This window comes from Pseudomonas sp. AC242 (assembly GCF_979258655.1).
On the sequence record NZ_OZ409873.1, the window covers coordinates 421,295 to 442,048 of the forward strand.

Sequence of the window (20,754 nt, forward strand, 5' to 3'; positions counted from 1 at the left end):
AGCCCGTCTCCTGACGGGCTTTTTTGTTTCTGCTGCCACACTGCTCGGGTTTTCACCCATGAAGGACGGGTGAGTCGATCACGAAGGAAGTGGCAATGCTGTTTTATAGAGGTTTGAAACCGGCACTGGGTGTATTGTTTTTGTTCGGATTGTTGGCGTTGATGCGCTGCAGCATGGCGGCGCAATTGGCGCTGCACGCTGATGCCGTGACGTCCAGAGTCCAGCCCATCGAACTGGCTCCACACGAGCGTCAATGGATTCGCGACAACCCCAAGGTGACGGTGACGTCGGTGCAGTACCCGTTGTATCTGTTTCAGGATGAGCACGGGCAGTGGAGCGGCTTGAACAACGACGTGCTCAAGCGCATAACGGCGATGACCGGGCTGCAGTTTGAGCATCAGGAGTCGTTCTCAACGGATCACATGCTCGAGCGCCTGGAGAGCGCAGCGGCCGATATCAGTACAACCTTGGCCATGAGCGAGGAGCGCAAGGTGTTTCTGGATTACAGCCACGCCTTCGGTGGCGCGGGCTGGGTATTCGTCGGCCGCGCTGATGCGCCGCGGCTGGAGTCTTTCGAGCAATTGAGCAAACGGGTGCTGGTGCTGCCGGCCCGGCATGCGCTGGAAGACATGATCAGGCGTGACTTCCCCTCGATCGAGATCCGCTCGGTCAAGACTTACGCCGAGGCGCGGGCGCTGGTCGAGAGCGGCGAAGCCTACGCCACCATCGAAAACGAAATTGGCGCACAGCTTTACCCGCTGGGTTTGCTCAAGGTCGGCGGTCTGGTCGAAGGCAAATGGGAAGCGGATAACCTGGCCGTGCGCAAAGGCATGCCAGTGCTTCTGAGTATTCTCAACAAGGCCCTTGAAGCGTTTCCCGCAGCCGAACTGCGGGCGATCCGCCTGAAATGGCTGGAAGGTATTGCACCGGCGCCCGTACCTTCAGTCTGGCAGCAAATGCTTGAATGGGGTTGCTGGGGCATGGTCGGGCTTGGCGTGTTCGGCCTGCTGTCGCTGATATGGAATCGGCGTCTGGCCGCCGTGATCAAACTGCGGCGCGCGGCGGAAAAGGATCTCGGCGATCAACTGGCATTTCAGCATGCGTTGATCGACTCCATGCCGGATCCGGTGTTTGTCCGTGATCTTCAAGGGCGACTGATCATGTGCAATCGTAGCTATGAGGAGGCCCTGTCGGTTCGACTGGATCAGGTGCTGGGGCGCTTGCTGATCGAGGTCAACGCGCTGCCCGAAGCGACGGCGCTGATGTTGCACGATGAATTCATGGTGCAGTTGCGCACGCGCAAATCGCGTTTCAGCAAACGGCGATTGCAGTTCAAGAGTGGCCCCCGTGAGGTCTATCAGTGGACGGTGCCGTTTTACAGCGCCGACGGCAAACTGCGGGGGCTTTTGGGCGGTTGGACAGACATCACTCAGCGCCGTACAGAGAGCGGGTGTCGATGTCTGCAATGAAGATGGGAAATGTCCTATAAGACGCGACTACTTTTCCGATGGGAGGCTTAGGACGGCTGCCCTAGAGTGACAACAACTGCGGTGAGAGTCCGCGATTGTCGCTCCAGAGGTCGCTTATGCGCTCGCTTAAAGTCCTGATACTTGAACCCAATCCGTTCCAGCTGATGGCATTGCATCAAATGCTCAATGCCATTGGCATCTACGACGTACTGACGGCGCCGTCGCTGGCTTCGGCGCTGTCTTCGCTGGACCATCGCGGTGCGGTCGACATCGCTATTTGCGATCCGCAACTCAAGGGCGGCGATGGCCTGGCACTGATCCATCATCTGGCGGTTCAGCATGAGGCGCGTGCGCTGATCCTGCTGGGAACGGTGGCCTCGAGCTTGCTGAACGATCTCGAACCCTTGCTGTGCGAACACCACTTGCGGCTGTTGGGGCGCCTGCAAACGCCGGTGTCGGCGGTGTTGATGCGCGGTTTGCTCGACAGTTACCTGATCGCTGCTTCGCCACCCGTGCGGGGTTGACCGGGACGGTTATTTTTCTGTCATCTTCGCCGTGCATGCTCTGAAAGACCGGTGACACTCCAGGAACGGGGTAGTCGGTATGCAGAACTTTCTTCTCGGGCCGGTGGTCATTTATTGTGAACACGCCCCAGGCACACAGTTTTCGGACTATTGAGTGGAGATCGAGATGGAAAGTATCAGTCTATTGCTCGGTGAGGCTCTGAGCCCGTATCAGGTTTCGTTGTCTCCAAACGGGTCCCATGGCGAATGCCTGGTGACCTTGAAGAACAGCAGCGGCGCCATTGTGGTAGAACGCGAATTCAATCAGGCACAACTGAGCGACAAGCGCCAACTGACCGATGTCGTTGATGGTTTGCACCGCGACGTTCTGATTGCTGAAGGACGGCTGGAACCGTGTGTGATCGCGGCATTGCGCAACGCAGCACTGGACAAACGTGCGGCGTTGTAAAGATGAAATATTTTTTGTGGGAACCTTCCTGCATCCCTGTCAGTCAGACCCCATAACAGCAGGATCAAGCATTGTGCTCCGGTGCTTGTCGCTTGCTGCTACGGGTCTTTATGTAGGCCACGTTTAACCCCGAGTCGTCTCCCCACTTCTCGGGGTTTCTTTTGTCCGGCGTTTGCCTATTGCGCTGCCTGGTGCTCGAAAAATGTGCGGGCTTCTTCGAGATAATCCTCACGTCGGTCGGTGTCCAGCCAGGCGGCATAGAGCTGATTGAGATGGTCATGGGGCAGGGTGCGCAGCAGTTGGTTGATCTCGCTGATGGCCTGACGTCCCTGGGTGGTGTCGGAACACGCCACGTAGCCTGAGAGATATTTTCCCGTGCCGCGAATCGGATAAAACTCCAGCTCATCCTCGGCGATCTGCGCCTGCCTGGCCTGATAGCGGATTTCCGGCCAGTAACCCAGCACCACCTGCAACCGGCCCAGACGCTGCATCGACAGCAGATTGGTCAGCGCATCGTTACCGTAATGGGGCGTCAGTGCGCCGCTGGGGGCCTGATGCAGAATGTTGTCGATAAATTCGCCATAACTGCGCTCAGCGACCACGCCGACTTTTCTGTCGGTGGCGGCCAGCAACGCCGACAGGTCGACTTCGCCGTCCACCAGATAAGGTTCAAGGACCGAGCGATCTTGCTGGCGCACCACCAGGCCGTTGCTCACGGCGCGAATCGCCGGGATCGAATACGCCACCCACTGTGCGCGCTCTTTGTTCCACAGCAGCGCGGGGTCACAGGCAAACGGGTTTTCATGAAGCATCTGCAGACCACGGGCGCGATTGACCCGCATCAGCGTGTGTTCGTACTGCGGCATGCCGGCGATCAGCAACGGCATCAGTTGATCGATCACACCCTGGCCCTTTTTCGGGCCTTCGAAAATGGTCAGTGGCGGCAGGTCACGCAGCAACCAGATCAGCGTCGGTTTCGCCTGCGCGCCAGTCGACAGCATGAGCAAAAACAACAGGCCGAACAGCCGCCACGTCCACCAGTGATGGGCGCGGTTGGTGTGCGATGTATGCCGGTGTTTCAGCTTAAATGGCTCCGTCTTCGCGCAACTTGGCGATCTGTCTCTCGTCGTAGCCAAGGTCGTGAAGTACCTGCGCATTGTGTTCACCCAGTTGCGGTCCGACCCATTCTGAACTGCCCGGTGTCTCAGAGAGTTTCGGCACAATGCCCGGCATCTTGAAGTCTTTGCCGTCAGGCAGCTTGGCGTGCAGGAACATCTCTCGGGCCAGGTACTGTGGATCGTTGAACATGTCCTCGGCACTGAAGATCCGGCTGGCCGGCACCTCGGCCTGATTGAGCAGGTCGAGCACGCTTTGCAGCGGCAGCGAATTGACCCAGCGATCAATCACGCCATACAGCTCGTCGCGGCGATTATCGCGGCCGTCATTGCTGGCCAGTGTCGGATCGTTGGCCAGATCTTCGCGGCCGATGATCAGCATGAAGCGTTTGAAGATTGCATCGCCATTGGCGCCGATTTGCACGTGTTTGCCGTCGGCGCTGGTGTGAATAGAAGAGGGTGTAATGCCCGGCATGATGTTGCCGGTGCGCTCGCGGATAAAGCCGAACACGTCGAACTCCGGCACCATGCTTTCCATCATCGCAAAAATGGCTTCATACAACGCCACATCGACAACCTGACCGGTGCCACCGTTGACTTCGCGATGACGCAGCGCCATCAGTGCGCCGATCACACCCCACAGTGCGGCAATCGAATCGCCGATGGAAATCCCGGTACGCACCGGTGGCCGGTCCTCGAAACCGGTGATGTAACGCAAACCGCCCATGGACTCGCCGACCGCGCCGAAGCCCGGTTGATCTTTCATCGGCCCGGTCTGACCGAAACCGGACAGCCGGACCATCACCAGTTTCGGGTTCAAGGCGTGCAGGGTTTCCCAGCTCAGGCCAAGCTTTTCCAGTACGCCGGGGCGGAAGTTCTCGATGAGAATGTCGGCTTCACTGAGGAGTTTTTTCAGGATCGCCAGACCTTCAGGGTGTTTGAGGTTCAGCGTCAGTGATTTCTTGTTGCGCGCCTGGACGAACCACCACAGCGACGTGCCTTCGTACAGTTTTCGCCATTTGCGCAAGGGATCACCGCCGTCGGGCGATTCGATCTTGATCACTTCGGCACCGAACTCGCCGCAAATGCGCGAGGCAAAAGGCCCGGCAATCAATGTACCCAATTCAATGACTTTCAGACCCGAGAGCGGTTTGCTGGTGAACGGCATGCGAAATCCTGTAGGACAAAGGCTGAGCAGATACAGCGTTTTAACATAGCCGGCTGTCAGACGCCGCAGCTTGATCGCCATCAATTCGATGATTGCCTACCGCATCGGTTAGACTTGCCGACTTTCCTCGTATCAAGAAGCCCGTTCATGGCCCAGCCGTCCACTACCTATAAATTTGAACTGAACCTCACCGACCTCGACCGCAGTGTCTACGAGAGCGTCAAGCAGACCATCGCCCGTCACCCTTCGGAAACCGAAGAGCGCATGACCGTGCGACTGCTGGCCTACGCTCTCTGGTACAACGAGCAGTTGTCGTTCGGCCGTGGTCTGTCAGACGTGGATGAACCTGCGCTGTGGGAAAAGAGCCTGGATGACCGTGTTCTGCACTGGATCGAAGTCGGCCAACCAGACGCCGACCGTCTGACCTGGTGCTCGCGTCGCACCGAGCGCACCAGCCTGCTGGCCTACGGCAGCCTGCGTGTCTGGGAAACCAAGGTGATCCCGGCGATCAAGAACCTGAAAAACGTCAACATCGCTGCTGTCCCGCAAGAAGTGCTGGAAACCCTGGCCAAGGACATGCCCCGCGTTATCAAGTGGGACGTGATGATCAGCGAAGGGACGATCTTCGTCACCGACGACCGTGGTCAGCACGAAGTCCAGTTGCAATGGCTGCAAGGTGAGCGCGGCTGATCCCGCGTCACCACCGGAATAATCCCACGTAATCAAGAGAAGTCTCCGTCACCCCATGCGTATCGAACCTCGTCAACTGCCTGCCACTCTGCCTTTTCTCGGTGATCTGCCGCCGCTGTTGACCCGCTTGTACGCGGCGCGGGGCGTGCAGTCCGAGGCAGAGCTGGACAAGAGCCTGGCGCGGTTGATCCCGTTCCAGCAACTCAAAGGCATAGACGCAGCGGTAGACCTGCTGGTGACGGCGCTGGAACAACGTCAGCGCATCCTCATCGTCGGCGACTTCGATGCGGACGGCGCGACGGCCAGCACTGTCGGCATGCTCGGTTTGCGCTTGCTCGGTGCGGCGCACGTCGATTATCTGGTGCCGAACCGTTTCGAGTATGGCTACGGCCTGACCCCGGAAATCGTCGAAGTTGCGCTGACCCGCGAGCCGCAATTGCTGATCACCGTCGACAACGGCATCTCCAGCGTCGAAGGCGTGGCAGCAGCCAAGCGTGCGGGTCTGAAGGTCTTGATCACCGACCACCACTTGCCCGGTGATGAGCTGCCGCAGGCCGATGCGCTGGTCAATCCGAACCAGCCCGGTTGCGAATTCCCGAGCAAGGCACTGGCCGGCGTCGGGGTGATTTTTTACGTGTTGATGGCGTTGCGCGCGCGTTTGCGCAGCCTCGGCTGGTACGAGAACAAGCCGCAGCCGAACATCGGTGAACTGCTTGATCTGGTAGCGCTGGGCAGCGTTGCCGACGTGGTGCCGCTGGATGCCAACAACCGGATTCTGGTGCATCAAGGGTTGGAACGAATTCGCGCCGGACGCGCACGGCCGGGGATCAAAGCGATCCTTGAAGTGGCCAAGCGTGACGCTGCACGCATTACTTCCACGGATCTCGGCTTCATCGTCGGCCCGCGCCTCAACGCCGCCGGGCGTCTGGATGATATGAGTCTGGGCATCGAATGCCTGCTCACCGCCGACGCCAACCTGGCCCGGGAAATGGCCGCACAACTGGACGGCATGAACCAGGATCGCAAATCCATCGAGCAGGGCATGCAGTGTGAAGCGCTGGCGCAGCTCAAGGACTTGCCGGTGGAGTCGATGCCGTTTGGCCTGTGCCTGTTCGATCCGGAATGGCACCAGGGCGTGATCGGGATTCTCGCGTCGCGGATGAAAGAGCGTTACTTCCGTCCGACCATTGCTTTTGCTGATGCCGGTGATGGTTTGCTAAAAGGTTCGGGCCGTTCGGTGCAGGGCTTCCACATTCGTGATGCCTTGAGTGTGGTGGCGGCGCAGCATCCGAACCTGATCGCCAAGTACGGCGGCCACGCAATGGCCGCCGGTCTGACCTTGCCGCAGGAGAATTTTCCGCTTTTTGCCGAGGCCTTTGACGCTGAAGTGCGTAGGCAACTTCGCGAGGAAGACCTGACCGGGCGCATGCTGTCGGACGGCACACTGGCGGTGGAAGAATTCCACCTCGAACTGGCTCGCGCCTTGCGCCATGCCGGGCCTTGGGGGCAGCACTTCCCGGAGCCGTTGTTTCATGGCGTGTTCCAGTTGGTCGAGCAGCGCGTGGTCGGTGAACGTCATCTGAAAGTGGTGCTGAAGAGTGAATGTGGCTCGGTGAAGCTGGATGGCATCGCGTTTGGTATCGACCGGGATATCTGGCCGAATCCGACGATTCAGTGGGTTGAGCTGGCTTACAAGCTTGACGTTAATGAGTTTCGGGGTAATGAGACTGTTCAGTTGATGATTGCCCACATCGAACCGCGCTGAGAATCAAAAGATCGCAGCCTGCGGCAGCTCCTACATGGGAATGCGGTTTCCTGTAGGCGCTGCCGAAGGTTCGGGCCGCGATCGGACGATCTTTTCTTGAATTTCCCGCGATCCCCCGTTGTCGACTAGGCTCTAAGCACTGCTTGATTGGCCTTGTGACGTCTTGTCGAATTTTTTGCCCGCGGGGGCGGGTGCTGCGCCTTTTTCCTGTCACTCGTCGACTATTCAAACAGAACCCTGGAGCCTGCCCACTGATTTGAGAGGTGCCCCATGAGTCTGCTGCTTGAACCCTTCACCTTGCGCCAACTGACCCTGCCCAACCGCATCGCGGTGTCACCGATGTGCCAATACTCAAGTGTCGACGGCCTCGCTAACGACTGGCATCTGGTACACCTCGGCAGTCGCGCGGTAGGTGGCGCGGGTCTGGTATTTACCGAAGCCACGGCGGTCACGGCCGACGGGCGGATCACCGCCGAAGACCTTGGCCTGTGGAACGACGAACAAATCGAACCGCTGCAACGCATTACCCGATTCATCACGTCGCAAGGCGCAGTCGCCGGCATTCAATTGGCCCACGCCGGGCGCAAGGCCAGCACCCATCGGCCGTGGATCGGCAAGCATGGCAGCGTCAAACCGGAAGATGGCGGCTGGACGCCGGTCGGGCCGTCGCCAATTGCTTTCGATCCGCAGCACACGCAACCGAAACAGCTGGATGAGGGGCAGATTGCCGACGTCATTCAGGCGTTTGTCGATGCTGCCAAACGTGCTTTGACGGCTGGTTTCAGTGTGGTTGAGGTGCATGCGGCGCATGGTTATCTGCTGCATCAGTTTCTCTCGCCGCTGAGCAATCAGCGTCGTGATCAATACGGTGGTTCGTTTGAGAACCGTATTCGTCTGGTGCTGCAAGTTACCGAGGCGGTGAGGGCGGTCTGGCCTGAGGAATTGCCGGTGTTTGTCCGCGTGTCGGCGACTGACTGGGTGGAAGACGGCTGGAATCCGGACGAAACCGTGGAGCTGGCGCGACGCCTGCACACCCTTGGCGCGGATCTGATCGACGTGTCGTCGGGCGGGACAGCAGCCAACGCTGAAATTCCGGTGGGGCCGGGTTATCAGACGCGTTTCGCCGAGCGTGTGCGCAAGGAGTCAGGCATCGCCACCGGCACTGTGGGAATGATTACCGAGCCGGCGCAGGCTGAGCACATTCTGCGCACCTGTCAGGCCGACATCATCTTCCTCGCCCGCGAGCTGCTGCGTGATCCGTACTGGCCGCTGCACGCGGACGATGATCTGGGTGGGCGCAAAGCGGTGTGGCCGGCGCAGTACCAGCGTGCGACTCATCGGGATCAGCCGATTCATGAGTCTGATCTGCGCGATTGAGTTGGTAGCGGTAAAGCAAAAAGCCCCGGTCAGTGATGGCCGGGGCTTTGTTTTGTCTGATGATCTTTTGTTGAAATACTGCCGTCATCGCTGGCAAGCCAGCTCCCACAGGTTTGGCGTCGTACATAAAAATTGTGATCAACACCAAACACTGTGAGAGCTGGCTTGCCAGCGATGAGGCCCGTGCAGGCGCCTCAAATCATCAAGGGTACTTACGCTTGTCCGGCGCCGGCGGGAAGTACTGGTACAGCCAGGTCTCGCTCAACGTGCGGTCATTGGTGCGAATGAACAAGCGCAGCTCCACCGGCTCCACGCTGTCATTGGTCGGGTACCAGTCGAACAGAATCCGGTAACCCTTGATGTCATCCAGCACCAGCACGCTGAAGTCCTGCACCTTGCCGTTCGAGCAGGTCACCACCGGCTCGATCCCGGTGCCCTGCGGCAGACGATCCAGACCACCACCGGTGAAGTCCACGGCAAAGCGACGGGCCCAAACCGGCGGATAATGCTCGCCCGGTGCCCAGCCCTCAACGAAACCGCCCATGCCGGAACGGGTCGCGTGCACCCGTGCCAACGGCGTACCCACTGGCGGTAGCGCGCTCCAGTACAGCTTGTAGCCGTAGTTCAACGAATCCCCGGCAGCCACCGGTTTTTTCGGTGTCCAGAACGCCACGATGTTGTCGAGGGTCTCGCCGGTGGTAGGAATTTCCAGCAGATCGATAGAGCCTTCGCCCCACGCCGTGGTCGGTTCAACCCACAGGCTCGGACGCTTGCTGTACCAGTCGACGGTGTCCTGGTAGTTGGCGAACTCGTGGTCGGTCTGCACCAGACCGAAACCTTTCGGATCGGTGTCGGCAAACGCGTTGAACTGCAGAGTCGCCGGGTTGTTCAGCGGACGGCAGATCCACTCGCCGTTGCCGCGCCACATCGCCAGACGATCCGAGTCGTGGATCTGCGGGTGGATGGTGTCGCACATGCGGCGCTCGTGGGTGCCGCAACTGAACATACTGGTCATCGGCGAGATGCCCAATTGCTCGATCGCCGTGCGCGCATTGATGTGCGCATCGACTTCCATTACCACGCGCTCGGCCTGGCAATCGATGTCGAAACGATAAGCGCCAGTGGCACTTGGCGAGTCGAGCAGGGCATACACCACAAATCGGGTGGCGTTCTTGTCCGGGGTCTCGAACCAGAACTTGGTGAAGTCAGGGAATTCTTCGCGTTTTTTCGCGTACGTGTCGATCGCCAGGCCGCGCGCCGAGAGGCCATATTGGCCAGTGGCGTCTACCGCACGGAAATAGCTGGCACCGAGGAACGACAACACATCGTGACGATCCAGCTCTGGCGCTTTGAACAGCTTGAAGCCGGCAAAACCGAGGTCACCCTTGAGCTGCTGGGTGTCGACTGACGTGTTTTCATAGTTGAACAGTGCCGGGCGGAAATGCACTTCGCGGGCAGTGCGCGTCTTGGCGTCGACGCTGTACATGCGCACCGGCTGACGGAACCCCATGCCGACATGGAAGAACTGCACGTCCAGTTGGCCCTTGTTTTCCTTCCACAGCGAATGCTCGCCGTCGTAGCGGATCGCGTTGAAGTTCTGCGGGGTCATGGTCGCCAGGGTTGGCGGCAGCACCTGTTTGGTGTCCTGATAGGCGCTGCCAGCCAGTTGCTTGGCCTGGCGCTTCAGCGCTTCGAAGTCGAAGGCCTGCGCCTCGCCATCGGCGGCGCCGCCATTGGCCGCCCACGCACGGCTGGCCAGCAGGCCAGTGGCCGAAAGACCGGTGTAAGCCGCAATGGCCATGGACGCTTTGAGCAAATTCCTGCGATGCATAAATACAACCTGTCGTGTGCAATCCCGCGCCGTTCCTGGCACGTGCTGGATCAGAAATAACGGTTCGGACAAGCCTTCGGCCAAACGCAACGGACTATTAACAGATGCCCGCTAGCTTAAACGGTTCGCTCGCAATGCAAAATTCGTTGATTCACCGCGCCAGTGTGTCAATGAAACAAGACATGTCGGTTAAAAATCTGACAGGGCGTTCTGATTTACACGGCATATCTGCTTTTTTCGACTAATTACTCTAAAAACCGCTTTTCAGCGCCGATTTAATTTCTATTCTATGGGCATGACCGGTGCTGACCGGTAGGGCACACGGCGCTGCTGTAAGGGGCAGGGCGATGTGGTGGTTTAGCAATTCTTTGAAGTATTGAAGGACATCGTCCATGGCAAAAATACAAGGTATCACCGACATGCTGGGCATCTTTCCCTGCCTCGGCAGCGGCCGCAAAAGGCGTCGGCTCAGCTCTGACGAAGTGAAGCTGGTTGAGCGATATCGGGAGCTTTCGGAGAACGACCGGATTGCGATGCGGTACCTGGTGGATGCGATGCGGAGTGTTTCGCGGTTTTAACGCTGGGGTGGGCACCGGGAAAGCCATTTGGCTTTTACGCTGGCCAGGTCAATCAAATTGCCTGCGTCGGCATCGTCGATGCCGACGGCAATGGCTTTCTGAAGCTCGGCACTGTCGTTTAGTTTCAGGTAAGAGATCGCAAAGCTTTCATCACAGGGAATGACTTCCTCAATCTGAGGACATTTGAGAACAGTTCTACTCATCTGAATTCAACTCGCTAGAGGGGACACGCTAAACCTGTGGCGAGGGAGCTAGCTTCCTCGCCACAGGTTTTTTGTTTATGAGCCTTAGCTGCAAGTGCCCAGAACCGGATACGGCCGTTGGCCGTGCATTAACTCCGGCACATCCCGCCATTTGACCCACGCCTGCTGTTGCCAGTGCAGCAACGGCACGGTGACGCCTGCCCAATGCATTGAGCTCAAGCTCGGGTGGTTTTCCACAGGGCTTGATTGAGTTTCGCGCAGCATCGGGATGACTTCATGGCTCAGCCATTGGCGCAGGTGTCGGTTTTCCGGGACGAAGTGATGGACGAGCAGGGCGAACAGGCCGGATTCGCTGACCATCGCGCAATCGATGATTTCGCCGTCCCGACGCAGAAGGACATGGCGACGCTGGTCGGGATCGAGTTTCAGAGTAAGGCGTTCGTTCAGCGGATAGCCCATCAAGCGACCGAGATCCTGAACACAGAACCAGGTTTCGTGATCTTGCATGAAGGCGTGGAGGAAACGGTTGTGGCGGGTGAAGACGACGGGGGTGAAGAAAGCGGAGCTTTCAGAAGGAATTTGTACGTGGTTAGGCATTTTTCGACTCCAATATTGAGAATAGAGCCGCCACTCAAATGAGTGCGGTCACGCCGTTTTGATATTTACTCCGGCTCCGACACCGGGCCGCTGATTTCGCTGCCGAGAGAAAGCCTATCGGCTAGCCACCTACTACGCCAAGTCGGCTCTATCGATACCTTCTGTAGGAAAGAGGATTTATCTCTGAGGGTCGTATCTGTAGGAAATGCCTGTTTTTGCATAGGTGCCAGCGAGCCCGCCCCTAACCAGTGTTTTTTCCGTTATTTGTTTGAATCTTGCGCATCGCTGCAGATGCTCGGCCCTTGGTTTCAGGGCTCAAAGGATTGTTAGGAATAACGGAGAATTCAATGAAGGTGTCTCTCAAGCAGATCAACGGCCCTTGGGATCAGGGCTGGGTGCTGGACAAACACATGGTAAGTAGTACCTTTCTTGGCAACGATGATCGCGGACACCCATGCTTCGATAATCAGCGCACTGAGATTGGCGAGGCGACCTACCGGCTCAAATACCAGAAGGACTGGACTCAGGTCAGCCCACTTGCTCAGGCAGTAGCGACAAATGTCTTCCCAAAACTGGATCAGGTCGGGTTTGTAGTGCCTATGCCTGCTTCAAATATTCGTCAGCGACAACCGGTAACTGAGGTTGCCCAGGCGTTGGGACGAATTATCGGTCGGCCGGTTTTCTCGGATTTGCTTCGAAAAGCGACCACGGGAAAGTCGCTCAAGGATTTGCATTCGAAAGCAGACAAGGTTGCTGCGATTGGAGACAGTTTCAGCGTCAATGATGAAATCACCACTGATGGGCGCTGGAATGTTTTGGTTGTAGATGATTTGTTTGATAGCGGGGCGTCCATGGACGCGGCCTGCGCTGTTTTGCGTAAATATCCGAAGGTAGGGAAAATTTACGTCGCAGCGCTAACTTGGAAGTGAATTCAATGACGACTGTATTTATTGCCGGCTCTATCAACATCAAGAACCTTGATCCGAAGGTTAAAGAGCGCATCAATAATATCGTAGCGTCAGATTTTGAGGTGGTGGTGGGTGATGCTGGGGGCGCCGATACCTCCATTCAGGAGTACCTGCTGAGTCTCGAACGATCCAGAACCACGGTGTTCTGCAGCGGTTCGGCGCCGAGGAACAACCTAGGGCACTGGCCCGCCAGAACAGTCGACTCCAAGCATTCCAAAGGGTCGAGAGCTTTCTTCACCGAGAAAGACGTCGTCATGGCCGAAGCGGCTGACTACGGCTTGATGATCTGGGATGCAAAGAGCACCGGTACGCTCAGCAACGTCATTGAATTGTTGTCGAGAAAGAAGAAGTCGCTTGTTTTCGTCAACAAGGAAAAGCAATTCAAAGTAGTCGGAGACGTTAGTCAGCTCGAAGAGTTGATTGCATTCATGTCCGATCACGCCAAGCAAAAAGCCAATGAAAAAATCAAACTGTTCGACCGTATTTCCCTGTTGAAGCACGATCAGGCAGAGCTTTCTTTTTGATGATGTTTCACGGCTTGCCTGTGATCCCGGCACCTTGTCGGTGCCGGGATCACAGGCTCTTAGCGACTCACCTTCCACGCATCCCCAGCCGGCGCCTTGCCATGGTCATACGGCTTGCCAATCCACATGTAAACCAAGCCCAACCCAATCACGATCGCAGTACTCAACACCATCGCATAGTTCACATACCAAGCCGCATCCGGCGTACGTGGCCAGGCCATGTTGATGATTGCGCCAACGCCGTACACCAGCGCGCCGATGTTCACCGGCCAGCCCCACGCGCCGAGGGTGAATTTTCCGCTTGGTTTCCAGCCTTTGCTGCGGGCGTACAGTGCAGCCAGGACGATCATCTGGAATGCGAGGTAGATGCCGATGGCGGCGAAGCTGACGATGGTGGCCACGGCGTCTTGCAGGAAGAAGCCGAGGGCGATGATCAGCGCGGGCAAGACGCCGGACACGAACAGTGCGGCAACCGGCACTTGGGTGGTAGGAGAAATCTTTTTCAGCAGTCGGCTGCCGATGACCATTTCATCGCGAGCGTAGGAGTACAGCAGACGGCTCGCCGCGGCCTGTAGGCTGATGACGCAGGAGATGAAGGAAATCATCACCACGCCCATCACCACTTTCGAGCCGACCGGGCCGAAGGCGTTGTTGAGGATGGTGGTGACCGGGTCTTTGTCGGTGCCGTTGATCACCGCTTGCATGTCCGGCACGGCGAGGATCAGCGCCAGGCAGGCGAACATCGCTGCGATGCCGCCGATGTAGATGGTCATGCGCATGGCCACCGGGATTTTTGCGCTCGGGTTCGGGGTTTCTTCGGCGACGTCGCCGCAAGCCTCGAAGCCGTAGTAGAGGAACATCCCCGCCAGCGAGGCAGTGAGGAACGCCGGCAGGTACGAGCCGTCGACGCTGATGTCGAAGGTGTTGAACAGCACGCTCAGCGGTTGATGGCGTTCGAACACCAACAAGTAAACACCAACGATCACTGCGCCGACCAGTTCGCAGAGAAAGCCGAACATGGCGATGCGCGCCAGCACTTTGGTGCCGCTGAGGTTGACCAGTGTGGCGAACAGGGTCAGCACCAGGGCGATGACGATGTTGGTGTTGTTGCTCGGCTCAAAACCGAGCATGGCGGCCAGGTATGGGCCAGCGCCGACCGCAACGGCAGCGATGGTGACGCAGAGGGCGATGGAGTAGATCCAGCCGACCATCCATGCCCATTTTTTACCGACCAACCGGCGTGCCCAAGGGTAAACACCTCCGGAAATCGGGAACTGCGAAACCACTTCGCCGAAGATCAGGCACACCAGCAATTGGCCGCAACCGACCAGCAAGTAGGCCCAGAACATCGGTGGGCCGCCAGCGGCGAGGCACAGGCCGAAGAGGGTATAAACCCCTACGACCGGTGACAGATAAGTGAAGCCCAAAGCGAAGTTTTCCCACAGGCTCATGCTGCGGTTGAAGTTCGAGGTGTAGCCCAGTTTGCGCAGTTGTTCGGCATCGCTGTCGGCAACGGCTGTGGCGAGATCGGGTGAGGCACTCATGTGTGTTTTGCTCCGTGAAATCGGCAGATTTCGGATGGCCGAAGCCGTGGCGAGGCTTTGCAGGCGCCGCCCGGTTCGGTAGTTATTGTTTTGGTTTCTGTGAAGCCTGGTGGTGAATCGCCGACATCGTCCGTGTGTCGCGGAAAAGATCGCAGCCTGCGGCAGCTCCTACAGAAGAGCGGTGTCCATCATGTAGGAGCTGCCGCAGGCTGCGATCTTTTCGCTGTTAATGCTTGAACATCACATGCCGAACCGTGGTGTAGTCCTCCAGCCCATACATGGACATGTCTTTCCCGTAGCCGGACAATTTCTGACCGCCATGGGGCATTTCGCTGACGAGCATGAAGTGCGTATTCACCCACGTGCAGCCGTACTGCAAGCGCGCCGACATGCGATGGGCGCGTCCGACATCTGCCGTCCACACGGAGGAGGCGAGGCCGTAATCCGAGTCGTTCGCCCATTCCAGCGCCTGCGCTTCATCGGTGAACTTAGTCACCGAAACCACCGGCCCAAACACTTCGCGACGGACAATCTCGTCGTCCTGCTGCGCATCGGCCAAAACGGTTGGTTCAAAGAAGAACCCGTTACCGTCGACAGCCTTGCCACCAGTGATCAAACGAATGTGCGACTGCGCCACGGCACGCTCGACAAACCCGGCAACACGGTCGCGATGTTGTGCAGTGATCAACGGCCCCAGTTCGGTCGACGGATCATCCTGCAAGCCATACTTGATGCTGCTGACCGCCGCGCCGAGTTTCTCGACGAACTTGTCGTAGATACCTTGCTGCGCATAAATCCTGCACGCGGCGGTGCAGTCCTGCCCGGCGTTGTAAAAACCAAAGGTACGAATGCCTTCCACCGCCGCGCCGATATCGGCGTCATCGAAGATGATTACCGGCGCCTTACCGCCCAGTTCCATATGCATGCGTTTGACGCTGTCGGCAGTGCTGGAAATGATATTGGCGCCCGTGGCGATGGAGCCGGTCAGCGAAACCATGCGCACTTTCGGGTGTGTGACCAACGGACTGCCTACGGTAGGCCCACGACCAAACACCAGATTGAGTACGCCAGCCGGGAAGATTTCTGACGCCAGTTCGGCCAGACGCAACGCGGTCAGCGGGGTTTGTTCCGACGGTTTGAGCACTACGGTATTACCCGCGGCCAGCGCCGGGGCGATTTTCCAGGCGACCATCATCAGCGGATAGTTCCACGGCGCGATGGAGGCAATCACGCCGACCGGATCGCGGCGGATCATCGAGGTGTGGCCGGGCAGGTATTCGCCAGCGGCCGAACCGCTCATGCAACGGCTGGCGCCGGCGAAGAAACGGAACACGTCGGCAATCGCCGGAATCTCGTCGTTGAGCGCGGCGCTGTAGGGTTTGCCGCAATTATCGGATTCCAGTTTGGCCAGTTCTTCGCCGTGGGCTTCGATGGCGTCGGCGAGTTTGAGCAGCAGCAGCGAACGGTCTTTCGGCGCGGTTTGCGACCAGTCGGCGAAAGCGTTGTCGGCGGCGCGCACGGCGGCATCGACCTGGGCTTCGCTGGCTTCGTTGATTTCTACCAGGACTTCGCCGAGCGAGGGATTGAGCACCGGTTGCGCCGGGCCTTCGCCGTTGACCAGTTGGCCGTTGATCAAGAGTTTGGTTTGCATGTCTGTTGTCCTCACTAATACTTTTATTGTTCTGCCGAAACCGTTATTCGGTTATTTGCCGCCGCTGCCGGCGACGCTCTCGCCACCACGCGTCAGGTAATACGCGCCGAGGATTGGCAGCATCGTCACCATCATCACCAGCATGGCGACGACGTTGGTCACCGGTACATCCCGTGGCCGGCTCAGTTGGTTAAGTAGCCACAACGGCAACGTGCGCTCATGCCCGGCGGTAAACGTGGTAACGATGATTTCGTCGAACGACAGCGCAAACGCCAACATGCCGCCGGCCAGCAACGCCGAGCCGAGGTTGGGCAGGATGATGTAGCGAAAGGTCTGCCAGCCATCGGCGCCGAGATCCATCGAGGCCTCGATCAAACTGTGCGAAGTACGGCGCAGGCGGGCGATGACGTTGTTGTAGACGATCACCACGCAGAAGGTCGCGTGGCCGACGATGATGGTGAACATCCCCGGCTCGATCCCCAGCGTTTTAAACGTCGCCAGCAGTGCGATCCCGGTGATGATCCCCGGCAGCGCAATCGGCAAAATCAGCATCAGCGAGATGCCTTGTTTGCCGAAGAAATCCCGGCGGTACAACGCTGCTGAAGCCAAGGTGCCGAGGACCATCGCAATCAACGTGGCGATGGCTGCGATCTGCAACGAAAGCTTGATCGCCTCCAGAACATCCGGCCGCGAAAACGCCACGCTGAACCAGTGCAGCGTGAAGCCCTTCGGCGGAAAGCTGAACGCGGCTTCTTCAGTGTTGAAGGCGTAAAGGAAGATGATCAGGATCGGGAAGTGCAGAAACACCAGCCCGCCCCAGGCTGCGATTCGTAGCCCGATTGAAGCCCTTTCAGAGCGCATCGAAGGCCCCCAGTCGTTTGACGATGGACAGGTAAACCGCGATCAACACAATCGGCACCAACGTAAACGCGGCGGCCATCGGCATATTGCCGATCGCACCTTGCTGCGCGTACACCATGCTGCCGACGAAGTAACCTGGCGGCCCGACCAGTTGCGGCACGATGAAGTCGCCCAAGGTCAGCGAAAACGTGAAGATCGAACCGGCGGCGATGCCCGGAATCGACAGCGGCAAGATCACCTGCATAAAGGTCTGACGCGGCTTGGCCCCAAGGTCAGCGGAGGCCTGCAACAGCGACGGCGGCAGACGTTCCAGCGACGCCTGAATCGGTAGAATCATGAACGGCAGCCAGATATAAACGAACACCATGAACCGCCCCAGATGCGAGGTCGACAAGGTGCTACCGCCCACTCCGGGAATCCCCAGAATGAACTGCAACACCGGCTCCAATCCAAGGTGCTGCACGAACCACTGCGCCACGCCGCCCTTGGCCAGCAGCAACGTCCACGCATACGCCTTGACGATGTAACTGGCCCACATCGGCATCATCACTGCGATGTAGAAAAACGCCTTGGTTTTGCCCGTGGTGTAGCGCGCCATGTAGTAGGCAATCGGGAACGCAACGATGGCGCTGGCGATCGACACGACGATGGCCATGCTCAGCGTGCGCAGGATGATGTCGAAGTTCGACGGCTGAAACAGCGCGGCAAAATTCGCCAGGGTCAGGTCCGGCGTGACCGCCATGGTGAAGTCGTCGAAGGTGTAGAAACCCTGCCACAACAGCACCAGCAGCGAGCCGAGGTAGATCGCGCCAAACCACAGCAACGGCGGCACCAGCAGCATCGACAAGTACAGGTTGGGCTTGCGGTAGAGCAGGTTGGAAAACCGGCGCAACGGCGGCGATGCAGTCATCGCGAGCGTGCTCATATCAAACCCCGCTCGTCACGGTGTCGTGCAACGGAATCATCGCTTCCCGCGCCCAACGCGCACTCAGACGCTGGCCGGTCTGGTGCTGTGCGCTGCTGTCGATCCATTGATTGTTGGCGTGGCTGATGCTCAGGGTCTGACCGTTATCCAGCTTCAATTCATAACGCGTGGCGCTGCCCTGATACTGGATGTCATGGAGCAGACCGCTGACTTCGATTTCGTGACTGGCCAGCGGGCCTTCGGCAAAACGTACATGTTCCGGACGGATCGAAAACGGCTGCGGATGGCCGCTGATTTGGCGGGCCAGATCGCCGCGAATCACGTTCGAGGTGCCGACGAATTCAGCCACGAATGTGGTGGTCGGTTTCATGTACAGATTGCGCGGCGTGTCGACTTGTTCGATGCGCCCCTTGTTGAACACGGCGACGCGATCGGACATCGACAGCGCTTCGGTTTGATCGTGAGTGACGAAGATGAAGGTGATGCCGAGCTGGCGTTGCAGCTTCTTCAATTCACTTTGCATTTGTTCGCGCAGTTTCAGATCGAGTGCCCCCAACGGCTCATCGAGCAGCAGCACACGCGGACGATTGACCAGAGCGCGGGCGAGGGCCACGCGCTGGCGCTGACCGCCGGACAATTGCACCGGTTTGCGCGCGCCATAACCGCCGAGGGCGACCATGTCCAAGGCTTCTTCGGCACGTTTGTGGCGCTCGGTTTTACCGACACCTTTGACCTTTAATCCGTAAGCGACGTTGTCGAGCACGTTCATGTGCGGGAATAGCGCGTAATCCTGAAACACCGTGTTTACATCACGTTGATACGGCGGCAACCCGGCCGCTTCGGCGCCGTGGATGCGGATCGAGCCGGCGCTCGGTTGTTCGAACCCGGCGATCAGGCGCAGGCAGGTGGTTTTGCCCGAGCCGGAAGGGCCGAGCATGGAAAAGAACTCGCCGTCCTCGATATCGATGGAAACCCGGTCAACGGCCTTCACCTCGCCGAACTGCCGGGAAACGTTGGTGAACTGGACTGCAAGCGTCATGGTGCGGTGCTCCGGTAAAACGGGCTTTCAAAAAAGTCGTGTGTGCGTCGAAAAGATCGCAGCCTGCGGCAGCTCCTACAGTAGGTGTGCAGGGCGCTGAAATTGCTTTTAGCTCCCTCTCCCTCCGGGAGAGGGTGGGGGGTGAGGGTGGCTTTATTGGCCGTTGCCCTTCAATCAAGAGCAAAGGCAAAAGCTACCCCCTCACCCCAGCCCTCCCGAAACGTCGGACCGCCCCCAGGGGGGCGAGGGGGAAAGGGAGCTAGACCGAGGTGCTCCCGGGCTTAGCGGCCACCCATGATCGCGATGTAGTCCTGGGTCCAGCGGCTATACGGCACAAACTTGCCACCTTCAGCCTGCGGGGTTTTCCAGAAGGCGATCTTGTCGAACTGGTCGAAACCGTTGGTCTTGCAACCTTCAGCACCCAGCAATTCGCTCTCCTTGCACGCCGCTGGCACCGCCGGCAACGAACCAAACCACGCCGCCACATCACCCTGGACTTTCGGTTTCAGCGACCAGTCCATCCACTTGTACGCGCAGTTCGGGTGTTTGGCCTCGGCGTGCAGCATCGTGGTATCAGCCCAACCCGTAGCGCCTTCTTTCGGAATGGTCGAAGCAATCGGCTGCTTCTCGTTCATCAAACCGTTGACCTGATACGGCCAGGCACTCGACGCCACCACGCCTTCGTTTTTGAAGTCGCTCATCTGTACCGTGGTGTCGTGCCAGTAGCGGTGGATCAGCGGCTGCTGCGCGCGCAACAGGTCGAGCACGGCTTTGTACTGATCTTCGGTGAGTTGGTACGGATCCTTGATGCCCAATTCGGGCTTGGTCGACTTCAGATACAGCGCCGCATCGGCAATGTAGATCGGCCCGTCATAAGCCTGTACGCGGCCCTTGTTCGATTTGCCGTCGGGCAAATCCTGCGCGGCGAACACCACGCTCCAACTGCTCGGCGCGGTCTTGAACACGTTGGTGTTGTACATCAGTACGTTCGGGCCCCATTGATACGGGGTGCCGTAAGTCTGCTGGTTGACCACGTACCACGGCGCGTCTTTCAGGCGCGGGTCGAGGGTGTTCCAGTTTGGGATCAACGCAGTGTTGATCGGTTGCACACGTTTGCCGACGATCAACCGCAGCGAGGCATCGCCCGACGCGGTGACCAGGTCATAACCGCCCTTGGCCATCAGGCTGACCATTTCGTCGGAGGTTGCAGCGGTCTTCACATTGACCTTGCAGCCGGTTTCTTTTTCGAAACCGGTGACCCAGTCGTAAGCCTTGTCGCTCTCGCCACGTTCGATGTAACCCGGCCATGCAACGATATCCAGCTGACCTTCGCCAGCGCCGACAGCCTTCAGCGGCTCGGCGGCTGAAATGCTTGCGCTGGCCAGCAGGGCCGTGGTGATTGCACTGAGCAGTGTGGTCTTGTGCACGAACATGGTTGAACCCTCTTCTTTAAATTATGGTCGGGGCAGTTGTGAAC

The 20,754-nt window shown here is 58.5% G+C and carries 20 protein-coding genes; 9 read left to right on the forward strand and 11 right to left on the reverse strand.

The genetic code is table 11. The features are described from left to right. Window positions 1-95: 95 nt before the first annotated feature. From ACZZ0A_RS01820 to ACZZ0A_RS01830, 3 genes are all read left to right on the forward strand, one after another. Window positions 96-1,469 (forward strand): transporter substrate-binding domain-containing protein, encoded by a 1,374-nt coding sequence (locus ACZZ0A_RS01820; protein WP_007908969.1) that lies wholly within the window; start codon window positions 96-98, stop codon window positions 1,467-1,469. Window positions 1,470-1,585: 116 nt separating this feature from the next. Further along, the gene (locus tag ACZZ0A_RS01825) at window positions 1,586-1,993 is read left to right on the forward strand and encodes a response regulator (protein ID WP_007908966.1); all 408 of its coding nucleotides are present in this window, start codon (window positions 1,586-1,588) and stop codon (window positions 1,991-1,993) included. Window positions 1,994-2,159: 166 nt separating this feature from the next. After that, window positions 2,160-2,441, forward strand: a complete 282-nt coding sequence (locus tag ACZZ0A_RS01830) for a DUF3509 domain-containing protein (protein WP_007908964.1) — start codon at window positions 2,160-2,162, stop codon at window positions 2,439-2,441. A gap of 176 nt (window positions 2,442-2,617) precedes the next feature. Here the strand turns inward: ACZZ0A_RS01830 and ACZZ0A_RS01835 are convergent, their stop codons facing one another. Both ACZZ0A_RS01835 and ACZZ0A_RS01840 read right to left on the reverse strand, forming a co-directional pair. Beyond that, window positions 2,618-3,442, reverse strand: coding sequence for a TIGR02285 family protein (locus ACZZ0A_RS01835; protein WP_123375692.1), 825 nt, complete (start codon window positions 3,440-3,442; stop codon window positions 2,618-2,620). 82 nt (window positions 3,443-3,524) lie between these two features. Continuing rightward, window positions 3,525-4,724 (reverse strand): CaiB/BaiF CoA transferase family protein, encoded by a 1,200-nt coding sequence (locus ACZZ0A_RS01840; protein ID WP_007908962.1) that lies wholly within the window; start codon window positions 4,722-4,724, stop codon window positions 3,525-3,527. A gap of 147 nt (window positions 4,725-4,871) precedes the next feature. Here ACZZ0A_RS01840 and ACZZ0A_RS01845 point away from each other — a divergent pair, with 147 nt between their 5' ends. The 3 genes from ACZZ0A_RS01845 to ACZZ0A_RS01855 all read left to right on the forward strand — a co-directional run bounded on the left by ACZZ0A_RS01845 (window position 4,872) and on the right by ACZZ0A_RS01855 (window position 8,556). After that, complete coding sequence (locus ACZZ0A_RS01845; RefSeq protein WP_007908961.1) at window positions 4,872-5,414, forward strand: YaeQ family protein; 543 nt, start codon at window positions 4,872-4,874, stop codon at window positions 5,412-5,414. Window positions 5,415-5,469: 55 nt separating this feature from the next. After that, window positions 5,470-7,179 carry a single-stranded-DNA-specific exonuclease RecJ gene (recJ, locus tag ACZZ0A_RS01850; RefSeq protein ID WP_463542448.1) on the forward strand — a complete coding sequence of 570 codons (1,710 nt, stop codon included), beginning with the start codon at window positions 5,470-5,472 and terminating at the stop codon, window positions 7,177-7,179. Window positions 7,180-7,449: 270 nt separating this feature from the next. Continuing rightward, entirely contained in the window at window positions 7,450-8,556 is a 1,107-nt protein-coding gene (locus ACZZ0A_RS01855) for an NADH:flavin oxidoreductase/NADH oxidase (protein ID WP_007908959.1), read from the forward strand. 202 nt (window positions 8,557-8,758) lie between these two features. Here the strand turns inward: ACZZ0A_RS01855 and ACZZ0A_RS01860 are convergent, their stop codons facing one another. Further along, entirely contained in the window at window positions 8,759-10,387 is a 1,629-nt protein-coding gene (locus ACZZ0A_RS01860; protein ID WP_034154835.1) for a glucan biosynthesis protein D, read from the reverse strand. A gap of 392 nt (window positions 10,388-10,779) precedes the next feature. Here ACZZ0A_RS01860 and ACZZ0A_RS01865 point away from each other — a divergent pair, with 392 nt between their 5' ends. Continuing rightward, a complete protein-coding gene (locus ACZZ0A_RS01865) occupies window positions 10,780-10,965 on the forward strand; it encodes a hypothetical protein (protein WP_007908956.1) in 186 nt (61 codons plus the stop codon). On the opposite strand, the gene ACZZ0A_RS01870 is transcribed toward ACZZ0A_RS01865, so the two are convergent. Next, entirely contained in the window at window positions 10,962-11,168 is a 207-nt protein-coding gene (locus ACZZ0A_RS01870; protein ID WP_134174828.1) for a hypothetical protein, read from the reverse strand. The genes ACZZ0A_RS01865 and ACZZ0A_RS01870 overlap by 4 nt on opposite strands. Before the next feature lie 84 nt (window positions 11,169-11,252). Next, window positions 11,253-11,765 carry a BRO-N domain-containing protein gene (locus tag ACZZ0A_RS01875; RefSeq protein WP_463542449.1) on the reverse strand — a complete coding sequence of 171 codons (513 nt, stop codon included), beginning with the start codon at window positions 11,763-11,765 and terminating at the stop codon, window positions 11,253-11,255. A 347-nt stretch (window positions 11,766-12,112) separates the two neighbouring features. On the opposite strand from ACZZ0A_RS01875, the gene ACZZ0A_RS01880 reads away from it, so the two are divergent. Both ACZZ0A_RS01880 and ACZZ0A_RS01885 read left to right on the forward strand, forming a co-directional pair. After that, window positions 12,113-12,694: a ComF family protein gene (locus tag ACZZ0A_RS01880; protein ID WP_007908952.1), complete on the forward strand. Its 582-nt coding sequence runs from the start codon at window positions 12,113-12,115 to the stop codon at window positions 12,692-12,694. 5 nt (window positions 12,695-12,699) lie between these two features. After that, entirely contained in the window at window positions 12,700-13,257 is a 558-nt protein-coding gene (locus ACZZ0A_RS01885; RefSeq protein WP_007908951.1) for a hypothetical protein, read from the forward strand. A gap of 59 nt (window positions 13,258-13,316) precedes the next feature. Here the strand turns inward: ACZZ0A_RS01885 and ACZZ0A_RS01890 are convergent, their stop codons facing one another. From ACZZ0A_RS01890 to ydcS, 6 genes are all read right to left on the reverse strand, one after another. Next, a complete protein-coding gene (locus ACZZ0A_RS01890; RefSeq protein ID WP_463542450.1) occupies window positions 13,317-14,801 on the reverse strand; it encodes an APC family permease in 1,485 nt (494 codons plus the stop codon). 226 nt (window positions 14,802-15,027) lie between these two features. Then, entirely contained in the window at window positions 15,028-16,452 is a 1,425-nt protein-coding gene (locus ACZZ0A_RS01895) for a gamma-aminobutyraldehyde dehydrogenase (RefSeq protein ID WP_463542451.1), read from the reverse strand. 51 nt (window positions 16,453-16,503) lie between these two features. Then, a complete protein-coding gene (locus ACZZ0A_RS01900) occupies window positions 16,504-17,313 on the reverse strand; it encodes an ABC transporter permease (RefSeq protein WP_007908948.1) in 810 nt (269 codons plus the stop codon). Continuing rightward, the gene (locus ACZZ0A_RS01905) at window positions 17,303-18,223 is read right to left on the reverse strand and encodes an ABC transporter permease (protein WP_007908947.1); all 921 of its coding nucleotides are present in this window, start codon (window positions 18,221-18,223) and stop codon (window positions 17,303-17,305) included. Before ACZZ0A_RS01905 ends, ACZZ0A_RS01900 begins: the two co-directional genes overlap by 11 nt. A 16-nt stretch (window positions 18,224-18,239) precedes the next feature. Next, complete coding sequence (locus tag ACZZ0A_RS01910) at window positions 18,240-19,277, reverse strand: ABC transporter ATP-binding protein (protein WP_463542452.1); 1,038 nt, start codon at window positions 19,275-19,277, stop codon at window positions 18,240-18,242. Window positions 19,278-19,558: 281 nt separating this feature from the next. Further along, window positions 19,559-20,710: a putative ABC transporter substrate-binding protein YdcS gene (gene ydcS, locus ACZZ0A_RS01915; RefSeq protein WP_463542453.1), complete on the reverse strand. Its 1,152-nt coding sequence runs from the start codon at window positions 20,708-20,710 to the stop codon at window positions 19,559-19,561. Window positions 20,711-20,754: the final 44 nt, after the last annotated feature.